This window comes from Pseudomonas chlororaphis subsp. chlororaphis (genome assembly GCF_003945765.1).
GTDB lineage: Bacteria > Pseudomonadota > Gammaproteobacteria > Pseudomonadales > Pseudomonadaceae > Aquipseudomonas > Aquipseudomonas chlororaphis.
Window position 1 is genome coordinate 6,372,088 of record NZ_CP027712.1, and the last position, 26,076, is coordinate 6,398,163.

At 63.1% G+C, this 26,076-nt stretch carries 33 protein-coding genes; 19 read left to right on the forward strand and 14 right to left on the reverse strand.

Translation table 11 applies throughout. The features are described 5' to 3' along the window. Positions 1 to 21 precede the first annotated feature (21 nt). From C4K27_RS29025 to pilG, 3 genes are read right to left on the reverse strand one after another with little or no spacing between them, the layout of a single operon-like run. Positions 22 to 561, reverse strand: coding sequence for a chemotaxis protein CheW (locus C4K27_RS29025; protein ID WP_053262977.1), 540 nt, complete (start codon positions 559 to 561; stop codon positions 22 to 24). A gap of 11 nt (positions 562 to 572) precedes the next feature. Beyond that, entirely contained in the window at positions 573 to 938 is a 366-nt protein-coding gene (gene pilH / locus C4K27_RS29030; RefSeq protein ID WP_007953328.1) for a twitching motility response regulator PilH, read from the reverse strand. Between the two features lie 43 nt (positions 939 to 981). Next, on the reverse strand, positions 982 to 1,389 hold the full coding sequence (gene pilG / locus C4K27_RS29035) for a twitching motility response regulator PilG (protein WP_007929962.1): 408 nt from the start codon (positions 1,387 to 1,389) through the stop codon (positions 982 to 984). Between the two features lie 236 nt (positions 1,390 to 1,625). Between pilG and gshB the strand changes: the two genes are divergently transcribed. The 7 genes from gshB (at position 1,626) to C4K27_RS29070 (ending at position 7,760) form a co-directional block, all read left to right on the forward strand. Next, on the forward strand, positions 1,626 to 2,582 hold the full coding sequence (gshB, locus tag C4K27_RS29040; protein WP_053262978.1) for a glutathione synthase: 957 nt from the start codon (positions 1,626 to 1,628) through the stop codon (positions 2,580 to 2,582). Positions 2,583 to 2,702: 120 nt separating this feature from the next. Next, entirely contained in the window at positions 2,703 to 3,602 is a 900-nt protein-coding gene (locus C4K27_RS29045) for an energy transducer TonB (RefSeq protein ID WP_007929970.1), read from the forward strand. 224 nt (positions 3,603 to 3,826) lie between these two features. Beyond that, positions 3,827 to 4,396 (forward strand): YqgE/AlgH family protein, encoded by a 570-nt coding sequence (locus C4K27_RS29050; protein ID WP_053262979.1) that lies wholly within the window; start codon positions 3,827 to 3,829, stop codon positions 4,394 to 4,396. Next, positions 4,396 to 4,833: a Holliday junction resolvase RuvX gene (gene ruvX / locus C4K27_RS29055; RefSeq protein ID WP_009046019.1), complete on the forward strand. Its 438-nt coding sequence runs from the start codon at positions 4,396 to 4,398 to the stop codon at positions 4,831 to 4,833. The genes C4K27_RS29050 and ruvX overlap by 1 nt, the downstream gene beginning before the upstream one ends. Positions 4,834 to 4,954: 121 nt before the next feature. Then, entirely contained in the window at positions 4,955 to 5,461 is a 507-nt protein-coding gene (pyrR, locus tag C4K27_RS29060) for a bifunctional pyr operon transcriptional regulator/uracil phosphoribosyltransferase PyrR (RefSeq protein ID WP_007929976.1), read from the forward strand. A 26-nt stretch (positions 5,462 to 5,487) separates the two neighbouring features. Further along, entirely contained in the window at positions 5,488 to 6,492 is a 1,005-nt protein-coding gene (locus tag C4K27_RS29065) for an aspartate carbamoyltransferase catalytic subunit (RefSeq protein ID WP_053262980.1), read from the forward strand. Continuing rightward, positions 6,489 to 7,760: a dihydroorotase gene (locus C4K27_RS29070; protein WP_053262981.1), complete on the forward strand. Its 1,272-nt coding sequence runs from the start codon at positions 6,489 to 6,491 to the stop codon at positions 7,758 to 7,760. Before C4K27_RS29065 ends, C4K27_RS29070 begins: the two co-directional genes overlap by 4 nt. A 106-nt stretch (positions 7,761 to 7,866) precedes the next feature. Here C4K27_RS29070 and C4K27_RS29075 read toward each other — a convergent pair whose 3' ends face one another. After that, positions 7,867 to 8,286 (reverse strand): NINE protein, encoded by a 420-nt coding sequence (locus C4K27_RS29075; protein WP_007929980.1) that lies wholly within the window; start codon positions 8,284 to 8,286, stop codon positions 7,867 to 7,869. 250 nt (positions 8,287 to 8,536) lie between these two features. Between C4K27_RS29075 and C4K27_RS29080 the strand changes: the two genes are divergently transcribed. Beyond that, positions 8,537 to 9,169 carry a C40 family peptidase gene (locus tag C4K27_RS29080; protein WP_007929981.1) on the forward strand — a complete coding sequence of 211 codons (633 nt, stop codon included), beginning with the start codon at positions 8,537 to 8,539 and terminating at the stop codon, positions 9,167 to 9,169. Positions 9,170 to 9,245: 76 nt separating this feature from the next. Here the strand turns inward: C4K27_RS29080 and C4K27_RS29085 are convergent, their stop codons facing one another. Then, positions 9,246 to 10,280 carry a type IV pilus twitching motility protein PilT gene (locus tag C4K27_RS29085; RefSeq protein ID WP_053262982.1) on the reverse strand — a complete coding sequence of 345 codons (1,035 nt, stop codon included), beginning with the start codon at positions 10,278 to 10,280 and terminating at the stop codon, positions 9,246 to 9,248. Positions 10,281 to 10,337: 57 nt separating this feature from the next. Between C4K27_RS29085 and C4K27_RS29090 the strand changes: the two genes are divergently transcribed. The 10 genes from C4K27_RS29090 to C4K27_RS29135 all read left to right on the forward strand — a co-directional run bounded on the left by C4K27_RS29090 (position 10,338) and on the right by C4K27_RS29135 (position 17,371). Further along, a complete protein-coding gene (locus tag C4K27_RS29090) occupies positions 10,338 to 11,036 on the forward strand; it encodes a YggS family pyridoxal phosphate-dependent enzyme (protein ID WP_053262983.1) in 699 nt (232 codons plus the stop codon). Between the two features lie 34 nt (positions 11,037 to 11,070). Next, the gene (gene proC / locus C4K27_RS29095; protein ID WP_007929984.1) at positions 11,071 to 11,889 is read left to right on the forward strand and encodes a pyrroline-5-carboxylate reductase; all 819 of its coding nucleotides are present in this window, start codon (positions 11,071 to 11,073) and stop codon (positions 11,887 to 11,889) included. Between the two features lie 10 nt (positions 11,890 to 11,899). Beyond that, positions 11,900 to 12,490 (forward strand): YggT family protein, encoded by a 591-nt coding sequence (locus C4K27_RS29100; protein WP_007929986.1) that lies wholly within the window; start codon positions 11,900 to 11,902, stop codon positions 12,488 to 12,490. A gap of 13 nt (positions 12,491 to 12,503) precedes the next feature. Next, positions 12,504 to 12,797, forward strand: coding sequence for a DUF167 domain-containing protein (locus tag C4K27_RS29105; RefSeq protein WP_053262984.1), 294 nt, complete (start codon positions 12,504 to 12,506; stop codon positions 12,795 to 12,797). Positions 12,798 to 13,006: 209 nt separating this feature from the next. Further along, complete coding sequence (gene metX, locus C4K27_RS29110) at positions 13,007 to 14,146, forward strand: homoserine O-succinyltransferase MetX (protein ID WP_053262985.1); 1,140 nt, start codon at positions 13,007 to 13,009, stop codon at positions 14,144 to 14,146. A 7-nt stretch (positions 14,147 to 14,153) separates the two neighbouring features. Next, entirely contained in the window at positions 14,154 to 14,774 is a 621-nt protein-coding gene (gene metW, locus C4K27_RS29115; protein WP_007921185.1) for a methionine biosynthesis protein MetW, read from the forward strand. A gap of 24 nt (positions 14,775 to 14,798) precedes the next feature. After that, positions 14,799 to 15,233, forward strand: coding sequence for a DUF4426 domain-containing protein (locus C4K27_RS29120; protein ID WP_007921193.1), 435 nt, complete (start codon positions 14,799 to 14,801; stop codon positions 15,231 to 15,233). Then, complete coding sequence (rdgB, locus tag C4K27_RS29125) at positions 15,230 to 15,826, forward strand: RdgB/HAM1 family non-canonical purine NTP pyrophosphatase (RefSeq protein ID WP_009046030.1); 597 nt, start codon at positions 15,230 to 15,232, stop codon at positions 15,824 to 15,826. The genes C4K27_RS29120 and rdgB overlap by 4 nt, the downstream gene beginning before the upstream one ends. Beyond that, positions 15,823 to 17,025, forward strand: a complete 1,203-nt coding sequence (hemW, locus tag C4K27_RS29130) for a radical SAM family heme chaperone HemW (protein WP_053262986.1) — start codon at positions 15,823 to 15,825, stop codon at positions 17,023 to 17,025. Before rdgB ends, hemW begins: the two co-directional genes overlap by 4 nt. 22 nt (positions 17,026 to 17,047) lie before the next feature. Then, entirely contained in the window at positions 17,048 to 17,371 is a 324-nt protein-coding gene (locus C4K27_RS29135) for a DUF3392 domain-containing protein (protein ID WP_053262987.1), read from the forward strand. Between the two features lie 56 nt (positions 17,372 to 17,427). On the opposite strand, the gene C4K27_RS29140 is transcribed toward C4K27_RS29135, so the two are convergent. From C4K27_RS29140 to C4K27_RS29160, 5 genes are all read right to left on the reverse strand, one after another. Further along, positions 17,428 to 18,213, reverse strand: coding sequence for a hypothetical protein (locus C4K27_RS29140; RefSeq protein ID WP_053262988.1), 786 nt, complete (start codon positions 18,211 to 18,213; stop codon positions 17,428 to 17,430). A 101-nt stretch (positions 18,214 to 18,314) separates the two neighbouring features. Continuing rightward, the gene (trmB, locus tag C4K27_RS29145) at positions 18,315 to 19,040 is read right to left on the reverse strand and encodes a tRNA (guanosine(46)-N7)-methyltransferase TrmB (RefSeq protein WP_053262989.1); all 726 of its coding nucleotides are present in this window, start codon (positions 19,038 to 19,040) and stop codon (positions 18,315 to 18,317) included. 9 nt (positions 19,041 to 19,049) lie between these two features. Next, positions 19,050 to 19,844 (reverse strand): thiazole synthase, encoded by a 795-nt coding sequence (locus C4K27_RS29150; protein WP_007921204.1) that lies wholly within the window; start codon positions 19,842 to 19,844, stop codon positions 19,050 to 19,052. Between the two features lie 67 nt (positions 19,845 to 19,911). Next, positions 19,912 to 20,112: a sulfur carrier protein ThiS gene (gene thiS / locus C4K27_RS29155; RefSeq protein WP_007921206.1), complete on the reverse strand. Its 201-nt coding sequence runs from the start codon at positions 20,110 to 20,112 to the stop codon at positions 19,912 to 19,914. Positions 20,113 to 20,202: 90 nt separating this feature from the next. After that, positions 20,203 to 20,574, reverse strand: a complete 372-nt coding sequence (locus C4K27_RS29160; protein WP_053262990.1) for a DUF423 domain-containing protein — start codon at positions 20,572 to 20,574, stop codon at positions 20,203 to 20,205. A gap of 73 nt (positions 20,575 to 20,647) precedes the next feature. Between C4K27_RS29160 and mtgA the strand changes: the two genes are divergently transcribed. After that, positions 20,648 to 21,370, forward strand: coding sequence for a monofunctional biosynthetic peptidoglycan transglycosylase (gene mtgA / locus C4K27_RS29165; RefSeq protein WP_009046037.1), 723 nt, complete (start codon positions 20,648 to 20,650; stop codon positions 21,368 to 21,370). 148 nt (positions 21,371 to 21,518) lie between these two features. Here mtgA and rpoH read toward each other — a convergent pair whose 3' ends face one another. From rpoH to ftsY, 4 genes are all read right to left on the reverse strand, one after another. Further along, on the reverse strand, positions 21,519 to 22,373 hold the full coding sequence (gene rpoH, locus C4K27_RS29170) for an RNA polymerase sigma factor RpoH (protein ID WP_007921212.1): 855 nt from the start codon (positions 22,371 to 22,373) through the stop codon (positions 21,519 to 21,521). Positions 22,374 to 22,488: 115 nt separating this feature from the next. Then, positions 22,489 to 23,511 carry a permease-like cell division protein FtsX gene (gene ftsX, locus C4K27_RS29175; RefSeq protein WP_053262991.1) on the reverse strand — a complete coding sequence of 341 codons (1,023 nt, stop codon included), beginning with the start codon at positions 23,509 to 23,511 and terminating at the stop codon, positions 22,489 to 22,491. Next, positions 23,508 to 24,179: a cell division ATP-binding protein FtsE gene (ftsE, locus tag C4K27_RS29180; protein WP_007921216.1), complete on the reverse strand. Its 672-nt coding sequence runs from the start codon at positions 24,177 to 24,179 to the stop codon at positions 23,508 to 23,510. Before ftsE ends, ftsX begins: the two co-directional genes overlap by 4 nt. Continuing rightward, positions 24,176 to 25,771, reverse strand: coding sequence for a signal recognition particle-docking protein FtsY (gene ftsY / locus C4K27_RS29185; RefSeq protein ID WP_053262992.1), 1,596 nt, complete (start codon positions 25,769 to 25,771; stop codon positions 24,176 to 24,178). Before ftsY ends, ftsE begins: the two co-directional genes overlap by 4 nt. Positions 25,772 to 26,076: the final 305 nt, after the last annotated feature.

Genomic DNA, 26,076 nt, shown 5'->3' on the forward strand with positions numbered 1-26,076 from the left:
CATCGCGAGCAGGTCTCGCGCCTACAGCGCCACATCCAGGAACCCCGGCGACTGCGCCAGGGCGAAGGGACTGAATACCCACCAGACCTGCTCGCACGGGAAATACCCCCGCAGGTACGGCGTGATGGCGCCCTGTTCGCTAGCGCTGGCCGCGGTTTCCAGGCTGCTCTGCTCGAAGTGCTGCATGCCGGCCACCTCGTCCACCATCAAGCCGGCGAACACCTCTTTGTGCTCGACCACCAGCACCCGCCGCTGCTTGCGCAGGGCCGACAGCTCATGGCCGAAGAACCCGCACAGGTCCATGACCGGCAGCAGCCGTCCGCGCAGGTTGGCCACGCCTTTCACCCAGGGCTTGACCCCGGGCAGCAGGGTGTAACGGGGCTCGTGCAGGACTTCGCTGACTTCGCCCATCGGCGCCACATACCAATGCTCGCCGATGCGAAAGCCGATACCGCTCCAGCCGTGCTGGCGGGTTTCCTGGGAAGGCAGGTCGGCTGCCAGCAGGCGGCAGCGCTGGTCGATCTCGAGCAGCAGTTCGAAGGCGGTTTGCGACTCGGCCATGGCGCGGGCGGTCAGCCGGCCAGGACGTTGTTCAGGGTCTTGATCAGGGTGTCTTCGTCGACCGGCTTGGTCAGGTAATCCTTGGCGCCCTGGCGAGTACCCCAGACCTTGTCGGTTTCCTGATCCTTGGTGGTGATGATGATCACCGGGATATGGCTGGTTTCCGCGTCCTTGGTCAACTGACGGGTAGCCTGGAAACCATTGAGGCCGGGCATGACGATGTCCATCAGGACCGCGTCGGGCTTTTCCTGGCGCGCCAGGGCCACGCCGTCGGCGCCGTTTTCGGCCTTCAGGACTTCATGGCCGTGCTTTTCCAGCATGCCGGTCAGTTTGTACATTTCAGTCGGCGAGTCATCGACGATCAGAATACGAGCCATGGTCTTCCCCATACGAATAGGCGTGCGGCCCGCTGGCCGAACCTCAATGTGCTTGTTCTACTGCGGCGAACCCCGGCACATGGGCCTTGATCGCGCTCAGCAGCTCTTCCTTGCTGAAAGGCTTGGTCAAAAACTGGTCAGAGCCGACGATGCGACCCTTGGCCTTGTCGAACAGACCGTCCTTGGAGGACAGCATAATCACCGGCGTGGACTTGAACGCGCTGTTGTTCTTGATCAACGCGCAGGTCTGATAGCCATCGAGCCGCGGCATCATGATGTCGACGAAAATGATGCCCGGGTGGTTGTCGGCGATCTTGGCCAGGGCCTCGAAACCGTCGACCGCGGTGATGACTTCACAGCCCACATTCTTCAGCAGCGTTTCGGCCGTGCGGCGAATCGTCTTCGAATCATCGATCACCATCACCTTGAGGGCGCTGGATTGCTGTTCCATATCTGCTCTACCATCGCCACAGCGAATCGATTTTCTGCCCGTACTGGTGGCCAATGCCTCAAGCCCTTGATGTTCAAGGCCTGAGCACGGCATGCGAGCCTTTTTAGCATACTCTCCCCATGCAATCTATCGGCCGACCGGCGCGGTGGTTTTTCCTTGACCGGGAACCGCCCGGACGCCACTCTGACGCCAATTTTGCAAGCCATTGCGCCCACTAATTTTCGAGGAAACCGCCCATGAGCGTTCGCGTCGGGATTGTCATGGACCCTATCGCCAGCATCTCCTATAAGAAGGACAGCTCGCTGGCCATGCTGCTGGCCGCCCAGGAGCGCGGCTGGACCCTGTTCTATATGGAACAGCGCGACCTGTACCAGGCGACCGGTGGCGTGGCCCGGGCGCGGATGCGTCCGCTGAAGGTGTTCGCCGACCCGCACAAGTGGTTCGAACTGGAAGCCGAGACCGACAGCGCCCTGAGCGAGCTGGACGTGATCCTGATGCGCAAGGACCCACCGTTCGACATGGAGTTCGTCTACTCCACCTACCTGCTGGAACAGGCCGAGCGCGACGGCGTGCTGGTGGTCAACAAGCCGCAGAGCCTGCGTGACTGCAATGAAAAGCTGTTCGCCACCCTGTTCCCGCAGTGCACGCCGCCGACCATCGTCAGCCGTCGTCCGGACGTGTTGCGCGAATTCGCCGACCATCACGGCGACGTGATCCTCAAGCCGCTGGACGGCATGGGCGGTTCGTCGATCTTCCGTCACACCGCTGGCCACCCGAACCTCTCGGTGATCCTCGAAACCCTGACCCAGCATGGCAAGCAGCAGATCATGATCCAGGAGTACCTGCCGGCCATCGTCGATGGCGACAAACGCATCCTGATGATCGACGGCGAACCTGTGGATTACTGCCTGGCGCGGATTCCCGCCCAGGGTGAAACCCGTGGCAACCTTGCCGCCGGTGGCCGTGGCGAAGCCCGGCCGCTGACCGAGAAAGATCGCTGGATCGCCGCACAGGTCGGCCCGACCCTGCGCGAGAAAGGCCTGCTGTTCGTGGGGCTCGACGTGATCGGCGAGCACCTGACCGAAATCAACGTCACCAGCCCGACCTGCATCCGCGAGATCGACAACGCCTTTGGCACCAACATCGGCGCAATGCTGATGGATGCCATCGATCAGAAGCTCAAGGCTCGTTGATCCAGAACTGCCAAGCACAAACCAACATTGCGTTATCATGCGCCGCCTGTGAAACGCGCGATGTTGGTCTTGTGATGCTTTTTGTGATGTTGAACCGCTGATGACTTTTGTGAACCGCTGATGGCTCTCCCTTCCGATCTGCCCCCCGAGCTGGCCCACAGCGGCGTGCGCCCGGCCGATCGCCTGGGGTTTACCCTGTTCCTGGCCGCCCTGCTGCATATCGCGCTGATTCTCGGCCTGGGTTTCTCCTTCGCCGAACCCAAGCAGATCAGCAAGACCCTGGAAATTACCCTGGCCACTTTCAAGAGCGAGACCAAGCCGAAGAAGGCCGATTTCCTCGCCCAGGAAAACCAGCAAGGCAGCGGCACCCTGGACAAGAAAGCGATCCCGAAGACCACCGAAGTGGCGCCGTTCCAGGAAAACAAAGTCAATAAGGTCACCCCGCCGCCTCCGGCCAAGACCGAGGTCAAGGAAGCCGCGCCCAAGGCCGCGGTCGCCACTACCGCGCCGAAGCCGAAAAAGACCGTCACCAAGCGTGAAGAGGTCAAGACCGAGGCCAAACCCAAGGTTCCCGTGCCGACGTTCGACAGCGAGCAGCTGTCCAGCGACATCGCCAGCCTGGAGGCCGAACTGGCCCAGGAGCAGCAGCTGTACGCCAAGCGCCCGCGCATCCACCGCCTGAGCGCGGCCTCGACCATGCGCGACAAGGGCGCCTGGTACAAGGACGAGTGGCGCAAGAAGGTCGAGCGCATCGGCAACCTCAACTACCCGGAAGAAGCCCGGCGCAAGCAGATCTACGGCAACCTGCGGCTGATGGTCTCGATCAACCGCGACGGTTCTCTGTACGAGGTGCTGGTGCTGGAGTCCTCCGGCCAGCCGCTGCTGGACCAGGCGGCGCAACGCATCGTACGCCTGGCGGCACCGTTCGCGCCCTTTACCGGTGACCTGTCGGATATCGACCGCCTGGAGATCATCCGCACCTGGAAGTTCGCCCGCGGCGACCGGCTGTCCAGCAACTGACTCCCTACCTCTTGTAGCCGCTGCCGAGCCTGCGAGGCTGCGTACGGGCGCGTAGCGGCGGCAAAAAATGTCCATGCGGTGTGCCAGGCAAACCGTGCGGGCAGATTTGCGCCTGCTGCGCAGTCGTACGCAGCCTCGCAGGCTCGACAGCGGCTACAGGATTCATGGGGAATGAGAGCATCCCCAGCTTGTCAGTTCGCCCCTCCACCGCCACACTAGCGCTCATGAAAAACGTCAGCCCCAGCTACCTCAAGCATCACTTCCTGATCGCCATGCCGCACATGGCCGACCCGAACTTTGCGCACACCTTGACCTACATCGTCGAGCACAATGCCAATGGCGCCATGGGGTTGGTGGTCAACCGTCCGCAGGACCTGAACCTCGCCGATATCCTCGAGCAATTGCGCCCCGAGATCGACCCGCCAGCGCTCTGCCAGCATGTGCCGATCTTCATCGGCGGCCCGGTGCAGACCGATCGCGGTTTTGTCCTGCACCCCAGCGGCCCGACCTTCCAGGCCACGGTCGAGCTTGATGGCCTGTCGCTGTCGACGTCCCAGGACGTGCTGTTCGCCATCGCCGATGGCGTCGGTCCGGCCAAAAGCCTGATCGCCCTCGGTTATGCCGGCTGGGAAGCCGGGCAGCTGGAAGCCGAGCTGGCGGACAACGCCTGGCTGACCTGCCCGTTCGACGCCGACATCCTGTTCAACACCAGCAGCGAACTGCGCCTGGAGGCGGCGGCCAGGCACCTGGGCATCAACCTCGCCCTGCTGACCAGCCAGGCGGGCCACGCCTGATGGCCCTGCGACTGATCCTCGGGTTCGACTACGGCACCAAGCAGATCGGCGTGGCGGTAGGCCAGGCCATCACCGGCCAGGCCCGCGAGCTGTGCACCCTGAAGGCGCAGAACGGCGTGCCGGACTGGAATCAGGTCGAAGCCCTGATCAAGGAATGGAAGCCGGATGCGGTGGTGGTCGGCCTGCCATTGAACATGGACGGCACCCCGAGCGAGATGTGCGTGCGCGCCGAGAAATTCGCCCGGCGCCTCAATGGCCGCTACAACCTGCCCTTCTATACCCATGACGAACGCCTGACCACCTTCGAGGCCAAGGGCGAACGCCTGGCCCGCGGCGGCCAGAAAGGCAGTTACCGCGACAACCCGGTCGACGCCATCGCCGCCGCCCTGCTGCTGCAAGGCTGGCTCGACGAAAACGCAGCGCTGTTGAACAACTGAAACGCCGAATCCTGAAGATGCGTGGTCAACCCCCGACCACGCGCCTCCTGGCCACAACACCAGCCGTAAGACCCTGCGCCTTGCTGCATGCAACCAGGCGCGGGCCCACGAAGGAGCAATCATGAGCCTGCCCAATCCCGCCGAACTGATCAGCCAGATGGCCGTGCGTCTCACCGCCCACCTGGAACAACGCGCCATCAGCGAGCCCCGCTATATCGGCATCCGTACCGGCGGCGTCTGGGTCGCCCAGGCCCTGCTCGCCGAACTGGGCAGCGACGCGCCGCTGGGCACCCTGGATGTGTCCTTCTACCGCGACGACTTCAGCCAGAACGGCCTGCATCCGCAAGTGCGCCCTTCCGAGCTGCCGTTCGAGATCGAGGGCCAGCACCTGATCCTGATCGACGACGTGCTGATGAGCGGCCGCACCATCCGCGCCGCCCTCAACGAGCTGTTCGACTACGGCCGCCCGGCCAGCGTGACCCTGGTCTGCCTGCTGGACCTGGACGCCGCCGAGCTGCCGATTCGTCCGAACGTGGTCGGCGCCACCCTGTCGCTGGCCGCCCACGAGCGGGTAAAATTGTCCGGTCCTGCGCCGCTTCAACTCGAGCTTCAAGACCTCGCCCTTTAATTCGCCCCTCTAAAGAGTCCATTGCGATGACGCCTCTAGACGCCAAGCGCCCGCTGCAGCTCAACGATCAGGGCCAGCTGCGCCACTTCCTCTCGCTCGACGGTCTGCGTCGCGAGCTGCTGACGGAAATCCTCGACACCGCCGACTCCTTCCTCGAAGTCGGCGCCCGGGCGGTGAAGAAAGTCCCTCTGCTGCGCGGCAAGACCGTGTGCAACGTGTTCTTCGAAAACTCCACCCGCACCCGCACCACCTTCGAACTGGCGGCCCAGCGCCTGTCGGCGGACGTGATCACGCTCAACGTGTCCACCTCCTCGGCCAGCAAGGGTGAAACCCTGCTCGACACCCTGCGCAACCTCGAAGCCATGGCCGCCGACATGTTCGTCGTGCGCCACGGCGACTCCGGCGCCGCGCACTTCATCGCCGAGCATGTGTGCCCGCAGGTGGCGATCATCAACGGCGGCGACGGCCGCCACGCCCACCCGACCCAGGGCATGCTCGACATGCTCACCATCCGTCGGCACAAGGGCGGTTTCGAAAACCTCTCGGTGGCCATCGTCGGCGACATCCTGCACTCGCGGGTGGCGCGCTCGAACATGCTGGCCCTGAGAACCCTGGGTTGCCCGGACATCCGCGTGATCGCGCCCAAGACCCTGCTGCCGATCGGCATCGAGCAATACGGGGTGAAGGTTTACACCGACATGGCCGAAGGCCTGAAAGACGTCGACGTGGTGATCATGCTGCGCCTGCAGCGTGAGCGCATGCAGGGCGGCCTGCTGCCGAGCGAGGGCGAGTTCTACCGCCTGTTCGGCCTGACCACCGCGCGCCTGGCCGGCGCCAAGCCGGACGCCATCGTCATGCACCCGGGCCCGATCAACCGCGGCGTGGAGATCGAATCGGCGGTGGCCGACGGTCCGCACTCGGTGATCCTCAACCAGGTGACCTACGGCATCGCGGTACGCATGGCCGTACTGTCCATGGCCATGAGCGGGCAGACCGCCCAGCGACAATTCGAGCAGGAGAACGCCCAGTGAAGCTCAGCATTCTCGGCGCCCGTGTCATCGATCCAAGCAGCGGCCTGGATCAAGTCAGCGATATCCATCTGGAAGCCGGCAAGATCGTCGCCATCGGCGCCGCGCCCGCCGGTTTCAGCGCGGTTGAAAGCCTCGACGCCAAGGGCCTGGTGGCCGCGCCCGGGCTGGTGGACCTGAACGTCTCCCTGCGCGAGCCGGGCTACAGCCGCAAAGGCACCATCGCCAGCGAAACCCGCGCCGCCGCGGCCGGTGGCGTCACCAGCCTGTGCTGCCCGCCGCGCACCAAGCCGGTGCTGGACACCTCGGCGGTGGCCGAGCTGATCCTCGATCGCGCCCGCGAGGCCGGCAACACCAAGGTGTTCCCGATCGGCGCCCTGAGCAAAGGCCTGGACGGCGAACAGCTGGCCGAGCTGATCGCCCTGCGCGACGCCGGTTGCGTGGCCTTCGGCAACGGCCTGGAGGGCTTTCGCAGCACCCGTACGCTGTGCCGGGCGCTGGAGTACGCGGCGACCTTCGACCTGACGGTGATTTTCCACTCCCAGGACCGCGACCTGGCCGAAGGCGGCCTGGCCCACGAAGGCGCCACCGCCAGCTTCCTCGGCCTGCCGGGCATTCCGGAAACCGCGGAAACCGTGGCCCTGGCCCGTGACCTGCTGCTGGTGGAGCAAAGCGGCGTGCGCGCCCACTTCAGCCAGCTGACCAGCGCCCGGGGCGTGGCCCTGATCGCCCAGGCCCAGGCCCGTGGCCTGCCGGTGACCGCCGACGTGGCCCTGTACCAGCTGATCCTCACCGACGACGCGCTGATCGACTTCTCCAGCCTCTATCACGTCCAGCCGCCGCTGCGCTCGCGCGCCGACCGCGAAGGCCTGCGCGAGGCCGTGAAGTCCGGGGTGGTCCAGGCCATCTCCAGCCATCACCAGCCCCACGAACGCGACGCCAAGCTGGCGCCTTTCGGCGCCACCGAGCCGGGCATCAGCAGCGTCGAGCTGCTGCTGCCGCTGGCCATGACCCTGGTGGAAGACGGTCTGCTCGACTTGTCGACCCTGCTGGCCCGCCTGAGCAGCGGCCCGGCCGACGCCCTGCGCCTGCCAGCCGGCAAGCTGGCGGTGGGCGCTCCGGCGGACCTGGTGCTGTTCGACCCGAGCACGTCCACGGTGGCTGGCGAACACTGGTTGTCGAAAGGCGAGAACTGCCCGTTCCTCGGCCATAGCCTGCCGGGCGTGGTGCGTTACACCCTGGTGGATGGACGGATCAGCCACAAGGGCTGAGTCCTGCGGCACCTGTTATCGCGGACAAGTCGGATCGCCGCCCGCTCGCTCCTACAGATAAAACATCCGTAGGAGCGGGGCTTGCCCGCGATGACGCTCTCGATACTTAACGCCGCTGCGCGTTACGCAACGACACCTGGTCGTTCAGCGTCCAGAAGTCATACAAGACCCCCAGAAAGAACACCCCGCCAGTCAGCAGGTACAGCAGGCCGCTGATCCATTTGCCCTGATACATGCGGTGCACGCCGAAGATCCCGAGAAAGGTCAGGAGGATCCAGGCGACGCTGTATTCGATGGGTCCCGGGGTAAAACGCAGGTCGGCCTCACGGTCCATGGCCGGGATCAGGAACAGGTCGATCAGCCAGCCGATGCCCAGCAAGCCCAGGGTGAAAAACCAGATGGTTCCGGTAACTGGCTTGCCGTAATAGAAGCGGTGGGAGCCGGTAAAACCGAAAATCCACAACAGGTAACCGATCACCTTGCTGTGGGTGTCATGGGTCGAACCGTCCGGGCGATAGGTGTTCATTGAGTACCTCGTTCCACGCAATAGATAAATTTTCTTTAATTCTTTGTGACTTTTTTACAGGCAGCCGACGTGTGGCAAATGTTAAGGTCGCTGCCATGAAACCCTTGTACTGCCTGACTTCTGTCGGACAATTGCGTCAATTTGCCGCCTCTTCAGCGAATTTGACCTCCAGGTTGAATCGACCAACGGCCTGAGAAGTGACAAAAAAGCTGTTATAAAGTTGCGCGCTAACCCATATGAGCCTTGCCTAATGCGTCCATTTTTCAAGACATGGCTAACCATTTGCCTATTGATGCCACTGGCTGCCCACGCCACCAATCGTGAGCAACGTCTTCCCAACGTGAACGGCTTCACTCCAAAAGCCCACGTCACCCAAATCAGCAAGAACAGCTCCAAGAACAAGCTGTCGGTCAAACGCCCGACTCACCTGAGCAGCGTCAGCAGCAAGCCGGTACCGCAGATGGCGGCCAAGCAGAGCAGCACCGTGCTCAGCCGTGCCGTCAACGTACTGGGTACTCCTTACCGTTGGGGCGGCAGCAGCCCAAGTAAAGGCTTCGACTGCAGCGGCCTGGTGAAATACGCCTTCAACGACGTCGCCGCCGTCGATCTGCCGCGCACCTCGAACGCCATGGCCAGCGGTCACGGGCAGAAAGTCGAGCGCAAGGACCTCAAGCCTGGCGACCTGCTGTTCTTCAACCTCAAGAGCCGCCGGGTCAACCACGTCGCCATCTACCTGGGCAACGATCGCTTCATCCACGCGCCGCGCCGCGGCAAGTCGGTGACCATCGATACCCTGAAGAAGCCGTACTGGGACAAGAACTACGTAGTGGCCAAGCGGGTCCTGCCAAAAGAGCAGAACACCCTGCGCATCGTTCAGCGCTGATCGCCCTCCCTGATCGCGAGTCATCGAGCCACCACGCTCGATGGCTCGCGATTGCATTTGCCGCCCCGATACCTCTTCAAATACTGTCCGGCGCCCGCGCCTTTTCCCGGGCGTGCTCCCGGCTGACCAGCCCCGCATCCACCAGCGCCTTCAGGCTCATGTCCAGGGTCTGCATCCCCAGTGCCCCGCCGGTCTGGATCGCCGAGTACATCTGCGCCACCTTGTCCTCGCGGATCAGGTTACGGATCGCCGCGCTGCCCAGCATGATCTCGTGAGCCGCTACCCGGCCTCCACCGATACGCTTCACCAGCGTCTGGGAAACCACCGCCTGCAGCGACTCCGAGAGCATGGAGCGAACCATCGCCTTCTCCTCGGCCGGAAACACGTCCACCACCCGGTCCACAGTTTTCGCCGCCGACGTGGTGTGCAGGGTGCCGAACACCAGATGCCCGGTCTCCGCGGCGGTCAGCGCCAGGCGGATGGTTTCCAGATCGCGCATTTCCCCCACCAGAATCACATCCGGGTCTTCGCGCAGGGCCGAGCGCAGGGCCGTGGAGAAGCTGCGGGTGTCGCGATGCACCTCGCGCTGGTTGATCAGGCACTTCTTCGATTCGTGGATGAACTCGATGGGGTCCTCGATGGTGAGGATGTGCTGGTGCCGGCTCTGGTTCAGGTGATCGATCATCGCCGCCAGGGTGGTCGACTTGCCCGAACCGGTCGGCCCGGTCACCAGCACCAGGCCGCGGGGCACTTCGCTGATGCGCCGAAAGACCTCACCCATGCCCAGCTCGTCCAGGCCCGGCACCTTGGCCGCAATGCTGCGAAAGACCGCGCCACCGCCACGCTGATGGTTGAAGGCATTGACCCGAAAGCGCGCCAGGCCCGGCACCGCGAAGGAAAAGTCGATCTCCAGCGCGGCCTTGAACTCGGCCCGTTGCGGATCAGTCATGCTGGCCAGGATCAGCTCATGCACCTGTTGCGCCTCCAGCACCGGCAGGTTGATCCGGCGAATATCGCCGTCGATGCGAATCATCGGCGGCAAACCGGCCGAGAGGTGCAGGTCCGAAGCGCCCTGTTTGACGCTGAAGGCCAGCAACTCAGTGATATCCATAGCGTTCCCCAATTCCAGTAGAATGCCGCGAACCCAAGACCCGCTGGCGTACATCGAATGTCCACGATAGCAGACAACATCGCCCTGGTTAGCGCACGGATCCGTGCCGCGGCGCAGGCCTCGCAACGTGACGAAAGCAGCATCCATCTGCTGGCCGTGAGCAAGACCAAGCCCGCCGCGGCGCTGCGTGAAGCCTACGCGGCCGGTCTGCGCGACTTCGGCGAGAACTACCTGCAAGAAGCCCTGGGCAAACAGGCGGAACTTGGCGACCTGCCCTTGAGTTGGCACTTCATCGGCCCCATTCAGTCGAACAAGACGCGAGCTATCGCCGAGAACTTCGCCTGGGTGCATTCCGTGGATCGCTTGAAAATCGCTCAACGCCTGTCCGAGCAACGCCCGGCCGACTTGCCGCCGTTGAACATCTGCATTCAGGTCAATGTCAGTGGCGAGGCCAGCAAGTCTGGCTGTACGCCGGCCGACCTGCCGGCCCTGGCCAGCGCCATCAGCGCCTTGCCGCGCCTGAAACTGCGCGGGCTGATGGCGATTCCCGAGCCGACTGAAGATCGTGCCGCCCAGGACGCTGCCTTCGCGGCCGTGCGCAGCCTGAACGAAAACCTGCGCGAAAGCCTGGACCTGCCAACCGACACACTTTCCATGGGCATGAGCCACGACCTCGAAGCGGCCATTGCCCAAGGCGCCACCTGGGTACGTATCGGTACCGCCCTGTTTGGTGCCCGCGATTATGGCCAGCCATGACTGTGGCGGCCTCACCTCTGAATAAGGACCTGTCATGAGCAAGACTCGTATCGCCTTTATCGGCGCCGGCAACATGGCTGCCAGCTTGATCGGCGGCCTGCGCGCCAAGGGCCTGGACGCCAGCCAGATCCGCGCCAGCGACCCGGGTGCCGAAACCCGCGCCAAGGTCCAGGCCGAGCACGGAATTGAACTGTTCGCCGACAACGCCGAAGCCATCGACGGCGTCGACGTGGTGGTGCTGGCGGTCAAGCCACAGGCCATGAAGGCCGTGTGCGAAGCCCTGCGCCCCAGCCTGAAACCGCACCAGTTGATCGTGTCCATCGCCGCCGGCATCACCTGCGCCAGCATGAACAAGTGGCTCGGCGAGCAGCCGATCGTGCGCTGCATGCCCAACACCCCGGCCCTGCTGCGCCAGGGCGCCAGCGGCCTGTACGCCACCGCCGCGGTGAGCGCGGCGCAACGCCAGCAGGCCGAAGAACTGCTGTCGGCCGTGGGCATCGTCCTGTGGCTGGAACAGGAGCAGCAACTGGACGCGGTGACCGCGGTGTCCGGCAGCGGCCCGGCGTATTTCTTCCTGCTGATCGAAGCCATGACCGCCGCCGGCGAGAAACTCGGTCTGCCACGGGAAACCGCCCGCCAACTGACCCTGCAAACCGCGCTGGGCGCGGCGCACATGGCGGTGTCCAGCGACGTGGACGCGGCTGAACTGCGCCGCCGCGTGACCTCGCCGGCCGGGACCACGGAAGCCGCGATCAAGTCGTTCCAGGCCAGTGGCTTCGAAGCCCTGGTGGAAAAAGCATTGGGTGCCGCCGCGCACCGCTCGGCCGAGATGGCCGAACAACTGGGCCAATAAGGAGCCAATGATGATTGGATTGAACACTGCGGCGGTGTACGTGCTGCAAACCCTGGGCAGCCTGTACCTGCTGATCGTGCTGCTGCGCTTCGTGCTGCAACTGGTACGCGCCGACTTCTACAACCCGCTGTGCCAGTTCGCCGTGCGCGCCACCCAGCCGCTGCTCAAGCCGATGCGCCGGGTCATCCCGAGCCTGTTCGGCCTGGACATGTCGTCGCTGATCCTGGCGATCGTCGTGCAACTGCTGCTGATGGCCCTGACCCTGCTGCTGACCTACGGCACCACCGGCAACCCGCTGCAACTGCTGATCTGGTCGATCATTGGTGTGACCGCACTGTTCATGAAGATTTTCTTCTTCGCCCTGATCATCAGCGTGATCCTTTCCTGGGTCGCCCCGGGCAGCCATAACCCGGGCGCCGAGCTGGTCAACCAGATCTGCGAGCCGGCCCTGGCGCCGTTCCGTCGCATCCTGCCGAGCATGGGCGGCCTGGATATCTCGCCGATCCTGGCGTTCATGGTGCTCAAGCTGATCGACATGCTGGTGATCAACAACCTGGCGGCCATGACCATGATGCCGGAAATCCTGCGTCTGCTGATCTGACCCGGCCTCTGTGATGAGTTACTTTCGCTGGGACGGCGACGATCTGATCCTGGAGTGCCACCTGCAACCTGCGGCCCGTAGCGATGATTTCGCCGGGCTGCATGGCGAGCGCCTGAAGATCCGCCTCACCGCGCCGCCGGTGGAGGGCAAGGCCAACGCCTATCTGATGGCGTTCCTGGCCAAGGCGTTCGGCGTGTCCAAGAGCCAGGTCAGCCTGATCAGCGGCGAGCTGAACCGGCAGAAACGGGTGCGGATCAACGCGCCGAAGAAACTGCCGGACCTGCCGGAATTACAGCGTCCATCCTGATCACTCTCTGTAGCCGCTGCCGTAGGCTGCGATAAGGGCCGAAGGCCCTTCGAGGCCCTCAAGAGCACGTCTCCTGTGGAGCCGATCGCAGCCTGCGGCAGCGGCTACAAGGTTCGTCACAAGTCGCGGGAGAATCAGCCCCGGCCTTTGCTTGCCGCTGGGGGCAGCGGTCTTTAGACTTACGCCTCATTTAAACGAGAGCAGGGTCGATGCCAACTGCCTTTCCCGCCGATTCCGTTGGTCTGGTGACGCCGCAAGTGGCGCATTTCAGCGAGCCCCTGGCCCTGGCCTGCGGCCGCTCCCTGCCAGCCTATGATCTGATCTACGAGACCTACGGCCAGCTGAACGCCACGGCGAGCAATGCCGTGCTGATCTGCCACGCCCTGTCCGGCCATCACCACGCCGCCGGCTACCACAGCCCCGACGACCGCAAACCGGGCTGGTGGGACAGCTGCATCGGCCCGGGCAAGCCGATCGACACCAACAAGTTCTTCGTCGTCAGCCTGAACAACCTCGGCGGCTGCAACGGCTCCACCGGCCCTAGCAGCGTCAACCCGGACACCGGCAAGCCGTTCGGCGCCGATTTCCCGGTGCTGACCGTGGAAGACTGGGTGCACAGCCAGGCGCGCCTGGCCGACCGCATCGGCATCCCGCAGTGGGCCGCTGTGATCGGCGGCAGCCTGGGCGGCATGCAGGCCCTGCAATGGACCATCACCTACCCGGACCGGGTGCGCCATTGCCTGGCCATCGCTTCGGCGCCCAAGCTGTCGGCGCAGAACATCGCCTTCAACGAAGTGGCGCGCCAGGCCATCCTCACCGACCCCGAATTCCACGGCGGTTCGTTCCAGGAACAGGGCGTGATCCCCAAGCGCGGGCTGATGCTGGCGCGGATGGTCGGGCACATCACCTACCTGTCCGACGACTCCATGGGCGAGAAATTCGGCCGTGGCCTGAAGAGCGAAAAGCTCAACTACGACTTCCACAGCGTCGAGTTCCAGGTCGAAAGCTACCTGCGTTATCAGGGCGAGGAGTTCTCCGGGCGGTTCGACGCCAACACCTACCTACTGATGACCAAGGCCCTGGATTACTTCGATCCGGCGGCGAACTTCGACGATAACCTGGCGAAAACCTTCGAAGGCGCCAAGGCCAAGTTCTGCGTGATGTCCTTCACCACCGACTGGCGCTTCTCCCCGGCCCGCTCGCGGGAGCTGGTGGATGCCCTGATGGCCGCGCGCAAGGACGTCAGCTACCTGGAAATCGATGCCCCACAGGGCCACGACGCCTTTCTGATTCCGATCCCGCGTTACCTGCAGGCGTTCGGCAACTACATGAACCGTATAACGCTGTGAGGACGCCATGAGAGCCGATCTGGAAATCATCCAAGAATGGATCCCCGCCGGCAGCCGCGTGCTCGACCTCGGTTGCGGCAATGGCGAACTGCTGAGCTGGCTGCGCGATCACAAGCAAGTCACCGGCTACGGCCTGGAAAACGACCCGGACAACATCGCCGAGTGCGTGGCCAAGGGCATCAACGTCATCGAGCAGGACCTGGACAAGGGCCTGGGCAACTTCGCCAGCAACAGCTTCGACATCGTGGTCATGACCCAGGCCCTGCAGGCCGTGCACTACCCGGACCGGATCCTCGACGAAATGCTGCGGGTCGGCCGCCAGTGCATCATCACCTTCCCCAACTTCGGCCACTGGCGCTGCCGCTGGTACCTGGCCAGCAAGGGGCGGATGCCGGTCTCCGAATTCCTGCCGTACACCTGGTACAACACGCCGAACATTCACTTCTGCACGTTCGAGGACTTTGAAGAGCTTTGCCGCGAACGTGAAGCCAAGGTCATCGATCGCCTTGCGGTGGATCAACAGCACCGGCACGGGTGGGCCAGTAAGCTATGGCCTAATCTGTTAGGTGAGATCGGCATCTACCGCGTCAGCAGCCCCGGCCTGCAGGATCACCAGATCGCGGTATAAACCAGGTTCAAAAGGAGAACGATCATGGGTCGCTTGGTTACTTTTCTATTGGCAGCGTGCCTGAGCGCATCGGCGATGGCCGCCGAGCCCATCAAGGGCGAGCGCCAGGAAGTGTTCGGTGACGTGACCGTGCACTACAACACCTTCAACTCCACCTTCCTGCAACCGGATATCGCCAAGGCCGCGGAGCTGGTGCGCAGCAAGAACCAGGGCGTGATCAACGTTTCCGTGCTCAAGGCCGGCAAACCGCTGGTCGCCCAGGTCACCGGGACCGTCAAGGACCTGACCAGCCAGTCGGTGCCGCTGAAATTCAAGCAGGTCACCGAACAGGGCGCGATCTACTACATCGCCCAGTACCCGGTGGAACAGCAGGAAACCCGCACCTTCGAAATCAAGGTGCAGACCGGTGACGCGATCAACACCATCAACTTCAACCAAGAGCTTTTCCCCGGCGAATGATGACTTTTACCCAACTTGTACTGGCCAGCCATAACGCCGGCAAGCTCAAGGAACTCCAGGCCATGCTCGGCGACTCGGTGCACCTGCGCTCGATCGGCGAGTTCAGCAGCGTCGAACCGGAAGAAACCGGCCTGTCGTTCGTCGAGAACGCCATCCTCAAGGCCCGCAACGCTTCGCGCATTTCCGGCCTGCCGGCGCTGGCGGACGATTCCGGCCTGGCGGTGGACTTCCTCGGCGGCGCGCCAGGCATCTACTCGGCGCGTTACGCCGACGGCCAGGGCGACGCGGCGAACAACGCCAAGCTGCTGGACGCCCTGAAGGACGTTCCCGAGGCCGAGCGCGGCGCGCAGTTCGTCTGTGTGCTGGCGCTGGTGCGGCATGCCGAGGATCCACTGCCGATCCTCTGCGAAGGCCTGTGGCACGGGCGCATCCTCACGGCCGCCAGCGGCGAACACGGTTTCGGCTACGACCCGCTGTTCTGGGTGCCGGAGCGCAACTGCTCCAGCGCCGAGCTGGACCCGATCCAAAAGAACCAACTCAGCCATCGCGCCCGCGCCATGGCCATTCTGCGGCAACGCCTGAGCCTGCAATGACCATTGATTCGTCCGCGCCACCGCTGATTCTCGGCGGTGCGCAAACGCCCCGGGCGGCCCTGCCCCAGCTGCCGCCCCTGGCGCTGTACATCCACATCCCGTGGTGTGTACGCAAATGCCCTTACTGCGACTTCAACTCCCACGCCGCCAGCCCGGTGCTGCCGGAAGAAGAGTACGTCGACGCCCTGCTGGCCGACCTCGACCAGGACCTGTCCGCCGTCTACGGCCGCGAGCTGAGTTCGATCTTCTTCGGCGGCGGTACGCCGAGCCTGTTCAGCGCCCAGGCCCTGGGCCGGTTGCTCAAAGGCGTGGAGCAACGCATCCCGTTCGCCCGCGACATCGAGATCACCCTGGAAGCCAACCCCGGGACCTTCGAACAGGAGAAGTTCACCGCCTATCGCGCCCTGGGCATCAATCGCCTGTCGATCGGCATCCAGAGCTTCCAGGAAGACAAGCTCAAGGCCCTGGGCCGCATCCACAATGGCGACGAAGCCGTGCGCGCCGCCGGCATGGCGCGCCAGGCCGGGTTCGACAACTTCAACCTGGACCTGATGCACGGCCTGCCCGACCAGTCCCTGGACGACGCCCTGGGCGACCTGCGCCAGGCCATCGCCATGAAGCCGACCCACCTGTCCTGGTACCAGCTGACCCTGGAACCCAATACGGTGTTCTGGAACCAGCCGCCGACGCTGCCGGAAGACGACACCCTGTGGGACATCCAGGAAGCCGGCCAGGCGCTTTTGGCCGAGCATGGCTACGTCCAGTACGAAGTCTCGGCCTATGCCCAGCCCGGCCGGGCAGCCCGGCACAACCTCAATTACTGGAGCTTCGGCGACTTCATTGGCATCGGCGCCGGGGCACACGGCAAGCTCAGCCATCCGGACGGGCGCATCGTGCGCACCTGGAAGACCCGCCTGCCCAAGGACTACCTCAACCCGACGAAAAACTTCAAGGCCGGCGAGAAGGACCTGAGCAACGAAGAGCTGCCGTTCGAGTTTCTGATGAACGCCCTGCGCCTGACCGAAGGCGTCGAGGCGCGGCTGTATCCGGAGCGTACCGGGCTGCCCCTGGAAAGCCTCGCCGAAGGTCGCCGCGACGCCGAACAAAGCGGCCTGTTGCAGGTCGAACCGTCACGCCTGGCCGCCACCCCGCGCGGCCAGCTGTTCCTCAATGACTTGCTGCAGAAATTTCTGAGCTGATTTCAGCCCTAAGGGAAAACGAATGGATTTGATACTCGACCTGCTCGCTACCGTGTCCCGCTGGAGTCGCAGCAACCTTTCAGAAATCTCCCTGGCCCTCGTCGGCTGCCTGTTGGTGCTGTTCGGCGCCGATATCAAGGGCTGGGTCGAAGCACGCCTGGGCGGCCTCGCCGGCGCCCTGCGCGTACCGATGATGGCGCTGCTGTGCATGATCGGCAGCGGTGCCGCACTGATCTACGCCACGCCGTGGATCGTCCGCGGCCTGAGCCAGTTCAACAACTACAGCCTGGCGCCGGTGCTGTTGGTTGTCCTGATACTCATTGGGGTCGTCGCCGATCGTCGCTGAGCCGAAAACAACCCAAAATGAATATGGACGCCATGCTTCCCGCCCACAGGGGTCATCTATTTAACGCTGGATTTGACCTCATGGCGGATCATCGCGCTGAGCCCGTAATAGTCCTGGCAGCCCAGCGCTTCAGCGTTATCCAGATACACAATGCTCTGACTGTCGTGCCGGTCGCTGGCGTTTACCCGTGTCAGCGCAAGAATGTAATTGGCTTCAGCCCGATATTGTTCTTCTGACAACATCAACGCGACAGCGCGGGCGCGCATGGCCGCCGCCACACCTTGCTGCGTTTGCGGCGCCCTTTCGTCCAGGAAACACAGGGAGCGCTTGGCCTGAAGCGGATAATCGCCAGCATGAGCGTCGGATTTGCTCAACAACTGTTCCAGCGACCGCAGGAATTTCAAATGATCGGCGTTGTGCAAATCAGACCGTTCATAGGCTTTGTCGCACAAATGGTAGTAACCCACCGCGGCAGCCAGTAACCCTTGATCCATGGCTTTCTGGTACAGGCCGCAAGTCTCCAGGCGGGTTCGCTCAGAGAACATCGGATTGTCCTGCAGACTGGCCAGCATGTACGTTGCCAGCGTGTGTCCGCCATCCGATGCGTGCTTCAAATTATCGGCAAGCGCTTCAATATCGCCCTCTGCAACGCGCAATTGCTCCGGGGTGTATTCGAGCGTTTCCCCGGCGGCCTCTCGCCTGATGCGCTCATTGGCTTCCCGCTCGATCTTTACCGCCGTTCTCTGCGCACTTGCAAAGTATTCCTCAGGGGTGACTACCCGTTCGCAGGCTGCGCAAAACAATAAACCCAGAACCAGCGTACAGGCGAAAATGGCTTTCAAGACTCGTCTTCCTTTACAAGTGGTGGACGTAGAGCTTTCGGCGGATCGCCACCAATCTTGAATGCACCCCAAAAACGACTGTAGGAGGTATTGCGTGATGCTTAGGACTGCTTTTCGAACTTCAGATCCCACACCCCATGGCCCAGGCGCTCGCCGCGGCGCTCGAACTTGGTGATCGGACGCTCGGCCGGGCGTGGCACACACTTGCCGTCTTCGGCCAGGTTGCGGTAACCCGGCGCGACATTCATCACTTCCAGCATGTACTCGGCATAAGGCTCCCAGTCGGTGGCCATATGCAGGATGCCGCCGACCTTCAGCTTGCTGCGCACCAGCTCGGCGAAGGACGCCTGGACGATACGCCGCTTGTGGTGACGGCTCTTGTGCCACGGATCGGGGAAAAACAGCATCAGGCGATCCAGGCTGTTATCAGCGATGCAGCGGTTGAGCACTTCAATCGCATCGCAATCGTAGACCCGCAGGTTGGTCAGGCCCTGGGTCAGCACGCCGTTGAGCAACGCGCCGACACCCGGACGGTGCACTTCCACACCAATGAAATCCTGCTCCGGCGCGGCCGCGGCCATTTCCAGCAGCGAGTGGCCCATGCCGAAGCCGATTTCCAGGGAGCGTGGCGCCGAGCGACCAAACACCTGATCGAAATCCACCGGCGCGTCGGCCAGCGGCAGCACATACAGCGGCGCGCCCTGCTCCAAGCCGCGCTGCTGGCCTTCGGTCATGCGCCCGGCGCGCATCACGAAACTCTTGATGCGGCGGTGTTGGCGCTCGTCGCCGGCTTCCGGCTGGATTGGCGTGTCGTTTGATTCAGTCATCAATGGCTCTTACTTGATCAGACCATCCAGCGGCGAGGAGGCGCTGGCATAGAGTTTCTTCGGCATGCGACCGGCGAGGTACGCCAGGCGGCCTGCCACAATGGCGTGCTTCATGGCTTCGGCCATCAGCACCGGTTGTTGCGCATGGGCGATGGCCGAGTTCATCAGCACCGCTTCGCAACCCAGTTCCATGGCAATGGTGGCGTCGGAGGCAGTGCCGACACCGGCATCCACCAGCACCGGGACCTTGGCTTCTTCGAGAATGATCTGCAGGTTGTACGGGTTGCAGATCCCCAGGCCAGTACCGATCAGGCCGGCCAGCGGCATGACCGCGATGCAGCCCATTTCCGCCAGCTGGCGGGCGATGATCGGGTCATCGCTGGTGTACACCATCACGTCGAAACCTTCCTTGACCAGCACTTCGGCGGCCTTGAGGGTTTCCAGCACGTTGGGGAACAGGGTTTTCTGGTCGGCCAGCACTTCCAGCTTCACCAGATTGTGACCGTCGAGCAGCTCACGGGCCAGGCGGCAGGTGCGCACGGCCTCGACCGCGTCATAGCAGCCGGCGGTGTTCGGCAGGATGGTGTAGCGATCCGGCGGCAGGATATCCAGCAGGTTCGGTTCGCCCGGGTTCTGCCCGATATTGGTCCGGCGCACGGCGACGGTGACGATCTCGGCCCCCGAGGCTTCGATGGCCAGGCGGGTTTCTTCCATGTCACGGTACTTGCCGGTGCCTACCAGCAAACGCGACTGGTAAGTACGACCGGCCAGGACGAAAGGCTTGTCGCTGCGAACGTTGCTCATCGGAAATCCTCTGTTGGGGTGAGGTTCTTGCAGAATGCGTGGGTGGGGCCAGCCCTGGCCCGGGTGGCTAGCCGCCGCCGATGGCGTGCACTACTTCGACCTGATCGCCCTCGTTGAGGGTGGTCTCGGCGTGCTGGCTGCGCGGGACGATATCCAGGTTGAGTTCGACCGCGATCCGGCGTCCGGTCAGGTCCAGACGGGTCAGCAGGGCCGCAACGGTTTCTCCGTCGGGCAGTTCAAAGGATTCGCCGTTCAATTGAATGCGCATGCCGAATGCCGCCATCATTTTTAGGGGCCAGCATTCTAGCCCGATCAGTCTGGCCGACCCAAGCCATTCGTCTCGAAATGGACCTGCCGGTCAGCTCAACCGCCAGGCGGCAAGACCCAGGCACAACCAGCCGACCAGGAAGGCCAGGCCACCGAAGGGGGTGACGATGCCCAGCTTGCTGAAACCGGTCAGGGTCAGCAGGTAGAGGCTGCCGGAAAACAGCAGGATGCCGATGGCGAATGAAGCACCGGCCCAGGCCACCAGGCGGCCGGGAATCTGCGTGGCCAGCAGCGCCACACCCAGCAGCGCCAGGGTATGCACCAGCTGGTAGGTGACGCCAGTATGGAAAATCGCCAGGTATTCCGCGCTCAGGCGATTTTTCAGGCCGTGGGCGGCAAATGCGCCCAGGGCAACGCCGGTAAAGCCGAAAAAGGCGGCCAGCATCAGGAAGCCACGCAGCATGAGGAACTCCAGTCAGAATCGTCGGTCGGGCCTGTATAATGGCGCGCTCAATGGGTTCGGCCAAGCCATCTCTATGCTGCGTTTATTTTTCCGTCGTTTCTCTAAAGCCCTGCTCTGGTTCGCCGCCGGCAGCGTTTTGCTGGTGCTGGTGTTCCGCGTCGTGCCGCCTCCGGGCACGGCCTTGATGGTCGAACGCAAGATCGAATCCTGGATCGACGGCGAACCCATCGACCTGCAACGCAGCTGGAAACCCTGGGACGAAATCTCCGACGACCTGAAGGTGGCGGTGATCGCCGGCGAAGACCAGAAGTTCCCTGAGCACTGGGGGTTCGACATTGGCGCGATCCAGGCCGCCTTTGCCCACAACGAGCGCGGCGGCTCGATTCGCGGCGCCAGCACCCTGAGCCAGCAGGTGGCGAAGAACCTGTTCCTGTGGTCTGGGCGCAGTTGGCTGCGCAAAGGGCTGGAAGCCTGGTTCACCGGACTGATCGAGATCTTCTGGCCCAAACAACGGATTCTCGAGGTCTACCTCAACAGCGCCGAGTGGGACGAAGGCGTATTTGGCGCCGAGGCCGCGGCGCGGCACCACTTCGGTGTCAGCGCGGGCTCGCTGTCGCGGCAACAGGCCAGCCTGCTGGCCGCGGTCCTGCCCAACCCTCGGGTATGGAGCGCCAGCCATCCGAGCGGCTACGTGGCACAACGGGCCGGCTGGATCCGCCGGCAGATGAGCCAGTTGGGTGGCGACAGCTACCTGCTGGGCCTGAACGATTCGCGCAAGGCGCTGTGGGCGCAGTGATGCCCAGGATCTGATCGCGCCACAGGCCCGCGTCTTCTTCTGTAGGAGCGAAGCTTGCTCGCAATAGCATCCCCACAGACACCACCGCTCCAACGCCACAAACAAAAACGCCCCGATCGGATCGGGGCGTTTTTTATTGCGTGGTGTATTACGCGGCAATCGACAGTTTGAGCTTGTTCATCGCGCTCTTCTCGAGCTGACGGATACGCTCGGCCGAGACGTTGTACTTCTGCGCCAGGTCGTGCAGCGTGGCTTTCTCTTCCGCCAGCCAGCGCTGGTAGAGAATGTCGCGGCTGCGGTCGTCCAGCACTTCCAGCGCCTCGTGCAGGTTGCTGGTGGAGTTGTCGGTCCAGTCGGCATCTTCCAGCTGACGGGCCGGATCGTACCGGTGGTCTTCCAGGTAGTTGGCCGGCGATTGAAAGGCGCTGTCGTCATCCGCTTCGGCGGCTGGGTCGAAGGCCATGTCATGGCCGGTCAGGCGGCTTTCCATCTCGCGCACTTCGCGCGGCTCCACACCGAGGCTTTCCGCCACACGATGGACTTCTTCGTTGTTCAACCAGGCCAGACGCTTCTTCTGGCTGCGCAGGTTGAAGAACAGCTTGCGCTGGGCCTTGGTGGTCGCGACTTTCACGATGCGCCAGTTGCGCAGGATGAACTCGTGGATTTCCGCCTTGATCCAGTGCACGGCGAACGAAACCAGACGCACACCCATTTCCGGGTTGAAGCGTTTTACAGCCTTCATCAGCCCGACATTGCCTTCCTGAATCAGGTCGGCCTGGGCCAGACCGTAGCCGGAATAGCTACGGGCGATATGTACGACAAAACGCAGGTGGGCGAGCACCATCTGCCGAGCCGCCTCAAGATCCTGCTCATAGTAGAGACTCTCGGCCAGTTCACGCTCCTGCTCGGGCGTCAGCAATGGAATGCTGTTCACCGTGTGCACATAGGCCTCCAGGTTCGCACCTGGGACCAAGGCATAAGCAGGTTGCAAAGAAGTGGTCATACGAAAAAACCTCCGACTCACATAACTCGTGCTTATTCAGCACTGCTGAAAATTGACCGGAAACCGCAAAACAAGTTCCCAAAAATTCTAAAAGGTCAATACAAGCAAAAAGACACTATTTCGGCGCCAGCTCCCGCAAGTGGCGGGCGACTGCAATCCACGCACCGATATACCCCAACAACACCGCGCCAAGCAAGAGTGATAGACCATCGGCGACCGGCACGCCAGCCAGGGCAAAATCACTGCCGTACAAACCGGCCAGCCCCACTACCGCGTCGTTCAGCCAGTCGAGGCCGAACGCCAGAACACCCCAGGACAGAATCCCCGCACCGAAGCCATACAGGGCGCCCATATAAAGGAAGGGACGCCGCACATAACTGTCCGTGCCGCCGACGAGTTTAATCACTTCTATCTCGGTGCGGCGGTTTTCAATATGAAGACGAATGGTATTGCCTATCACCAAAAGTAATGCAGAAACCAGCAACACCGTCAGACCGAAGACAAACCGGTCGCCCAGCTTGAGGATCGCCGCCAGCCGCTCGACCCACACCAGGTCCAGTTGCGCCTGTTGCACCTTGGGCATTTGGGCCAGGCGCTGACGCAAGGCTTCCAGGGTTGCCTTATCCACTTCGTTCGGCGTGACCAGGACCACGCCCGGCAGCGGGTTCTGCGGCAACTCCTTGAGCGCCTCGCCCAGCCCGGACTGCTGCTGGAACTCGTCCAGGGCCTTGTCCTTGCTGATGAACTCGGCATCCGCCACGCCCGGCATGGCCTTGATCTGCTCGCTCAGGCTTTCGCCCTCGGTGGCGCTGGCGTCGAGTTCCAGGTACAGGGAAATCTGCGCCGCGCGCTGCCAGGACCCGCCCAGGCGCTCGACGTTGTTGAGCAACAACGACAAGCCCATCGGCAGGCTCAGGGCCACGGCCATCACCAGGCAGGTGAAGAAGCTGCCGATCGGCTGCTTGCCCAGGCGACGCAGGCTGTCCAGCAGGCTGGCGCGGTGGCTTTCGATCCAGGCGTGCAGCAGGGTGCCGAAATCCGGACCGTCGTCTTCGTCGCGCTTTTTCTTCTGCGGCGGCTGGTCCGAGGCTTTCGGAGCCACGCGTTCGGCCACTTTGGGGCTACGGGTCGCACTCATACGCCAGCCTCCCCGTCGCCGATCAATCGGCCGCGTTGCAGGGTCAGCATGCGGTGACGCATGCGCGCGATCAGCGCCAGGTCGTGACTGGCGATCAGCACGCTGGTGCCCAGACGGTTGATATCTTCGAATACGCCCATGATTTCCGCCGCCAGACGCGGGTCGAGGTTACCTGTGGGTTCGTCCGCCAGCAGCAAGGCCGGACGGTGCACGATGGCGCGGGCAATGCCGACGCGCTGCTGCTGACCGGTGGACAGGTCGCCCGGGTAGAGATCGGTCTTGTCCGAGAGCGCCACGCGCTCCAGGGCCGAGTCCACGCGCTTGGCGATTTCAGCCTTGGACAGGCCGAGGATCTGCAGTGGCAAGGCGACGTTGTTGAAAACGGTGCGATCGAACAGCAGTTGGTGGTTCTGGAACACCACGCCGATCTGCCGCCGCAGGAACGGAATCTGCGCATTGCTGATGGTGCTCAGGTCCTGACCGGCCAACAGCAGCTTGCCGCTGGTTGGGCGCTCCATGGCCAGCAGCAACCGCAGCAGCGTGGACTTGCCGGCGCCGGAGTGGCCGGTGACGAACAGAAACTCGCCGCGACGAACCCGGAAACTCAGCTCGTGCAGGCCGACATGGCCATTCGAGTAACGCTTACCGACCTGTTCGAAACGAATCATGAACGCTCCCGCTCGGCAAACAGTGCCTGGACAAAGGGTTCGGCCTCAAAGGTACGCAGGTCGTCAATGCCCTCACCGACGCCGATGTAACGGATCGGCAGGCCGAACTGCTTGGCCAGGGCGAAGATCACCCCGCCCTTGGCGGTGCCATCGAGCTTGGTCAGGGCCAGGCCGGTCAGCTCGACCGTCTGGTTGAACTGCTTGGCCTGGTTGATGGCGTTCTGGCCGGTACCGGCATCGAGCACCAGCAGCACTTCGTGCGGCGCGTCGGCGTCCAGCTTGCCGATCACCCGGCGAACCTTCTTCAACTCTTCCATCAGGTTGTCTTTGGTGTGCAGGCGACCGGCGGTGTCGGCGATCAGCACATCGATGCCACGGGCCTTGGCGGCCTGCACGGCGTCGAAGATCACCGAAGCCGAATCGGCGCCGGTGTGCTGGGCGATGACCGGGATCTTGTTGCGCTCGCCCCAGACTTGCAGCTGTTCCACCGCCGCGGCGCGGAAGGTGTCGCCCGCGGCGAGCATGACCTTCTTGCCTTCGAGCTGCAGCTTCTTGGCCAGCTTGCCGATGGTGGTGGTCTTGCCGGCGCCGTTGACGCCCACCACCAGAATCACGAACGGCTTGGTTTGCGAAGCGATCCGCAGCGGCTGCTCCACCGGCTTGAGCATGCTCGCCAGTTCGGCCTGCAGCGACTTGTACAGCGCATCGACATCGGTCAGCTGTTTACGCGCGACCTTCTGAGTCAGGTTCTGAATGATCACCGCGGTGGCTTCCACGCCCACGTCGGCGGTCAGCAGGCGGGTCTCGATATCTTCCAGCAACTCGTCGTCAATGGTCTTCTTGCCCAGGAACAGGCTGGCCATGCCTTCGCCGATGCTGGCGCTGGTCTTGGACAGGCCCTGCTTGAGGCGGGCGAAGAAGCCGACCTTGTTTTCCTCGGCACGGGGCGGCTCAGCGACAGCGGGCGCTTCGACCGCCGCAACTGGAGCAACTGGAGCAACTGGAGCAACTGGAGCAACTGGAGCAACTGGAGCAACGACAACCGGGGCAGGCTCCGGTTCTGGAACAGGTTCGGGCTTCACGAAAGCCGCGATCACCGGTTGTGGCACGTCCTCTTCTTCGATCTGCGCCTGGGCTTCAGTTGGCTCGCTGCTGTGTGCCAACTCGGCCACCAACAGCTCGGCGGCTTGCTGCAGATCGGTCGCGGCCGGAATCGGCGGAGTAATGTGCGGCGCCTGCTCGTCTTCCACCAGCGCCACCGGTTCTTCCGCCACCGGCAGGGTCAGCCAGGGCTTGTGCTCGGGATCGGGGGTCAGCGGCAGTTCTGGCGCAGGAGCAGCTTCGGCCGCTGGTGCGGGCTGTTCAGGCTGTTCAGGCTGCCGGATCGGCTCGACGATCGGCGACACCACAGGAGCGGAGACTTCGGCAACCGGGGCTTGCTCTATCACGGGAGCGGGAGCCGGGGCAGGCTCGACAGGGACTTGTGGCTGTTCGACGACGGTTTCCTGCGGCTTTTTGCGCAGCCATCCGAACAGGCCTTTCTTTTCGCCAGCCGCGGCTGGGGTCTTCTTGTCGTCGTTGGAACCAAACATGGAGGACGGCTATCTCAAGGTAGCGACGCGCCATCAAGGCGCACCGGCAAATAAATATTCGATGCAGAACAGACTGCGTTTCCGCCGGCTTGTTCACGCGCAACATTTTGTCGAGGTGCCCAATGGCATCTCAAGGATCGATTTTACTAAAGGACTGAAACGGCAAAATCGGCGAAAAGTCGAAGTCTAGTCGATAAAACAGCACTTCTTGCCGGGAACCCATACAACCTGCTCAAGCACACATTGATCCATGCGAGCCTGATAGGCGTGGCCGCCAGTAAAACGGATCAGTATCCTAGCATCTC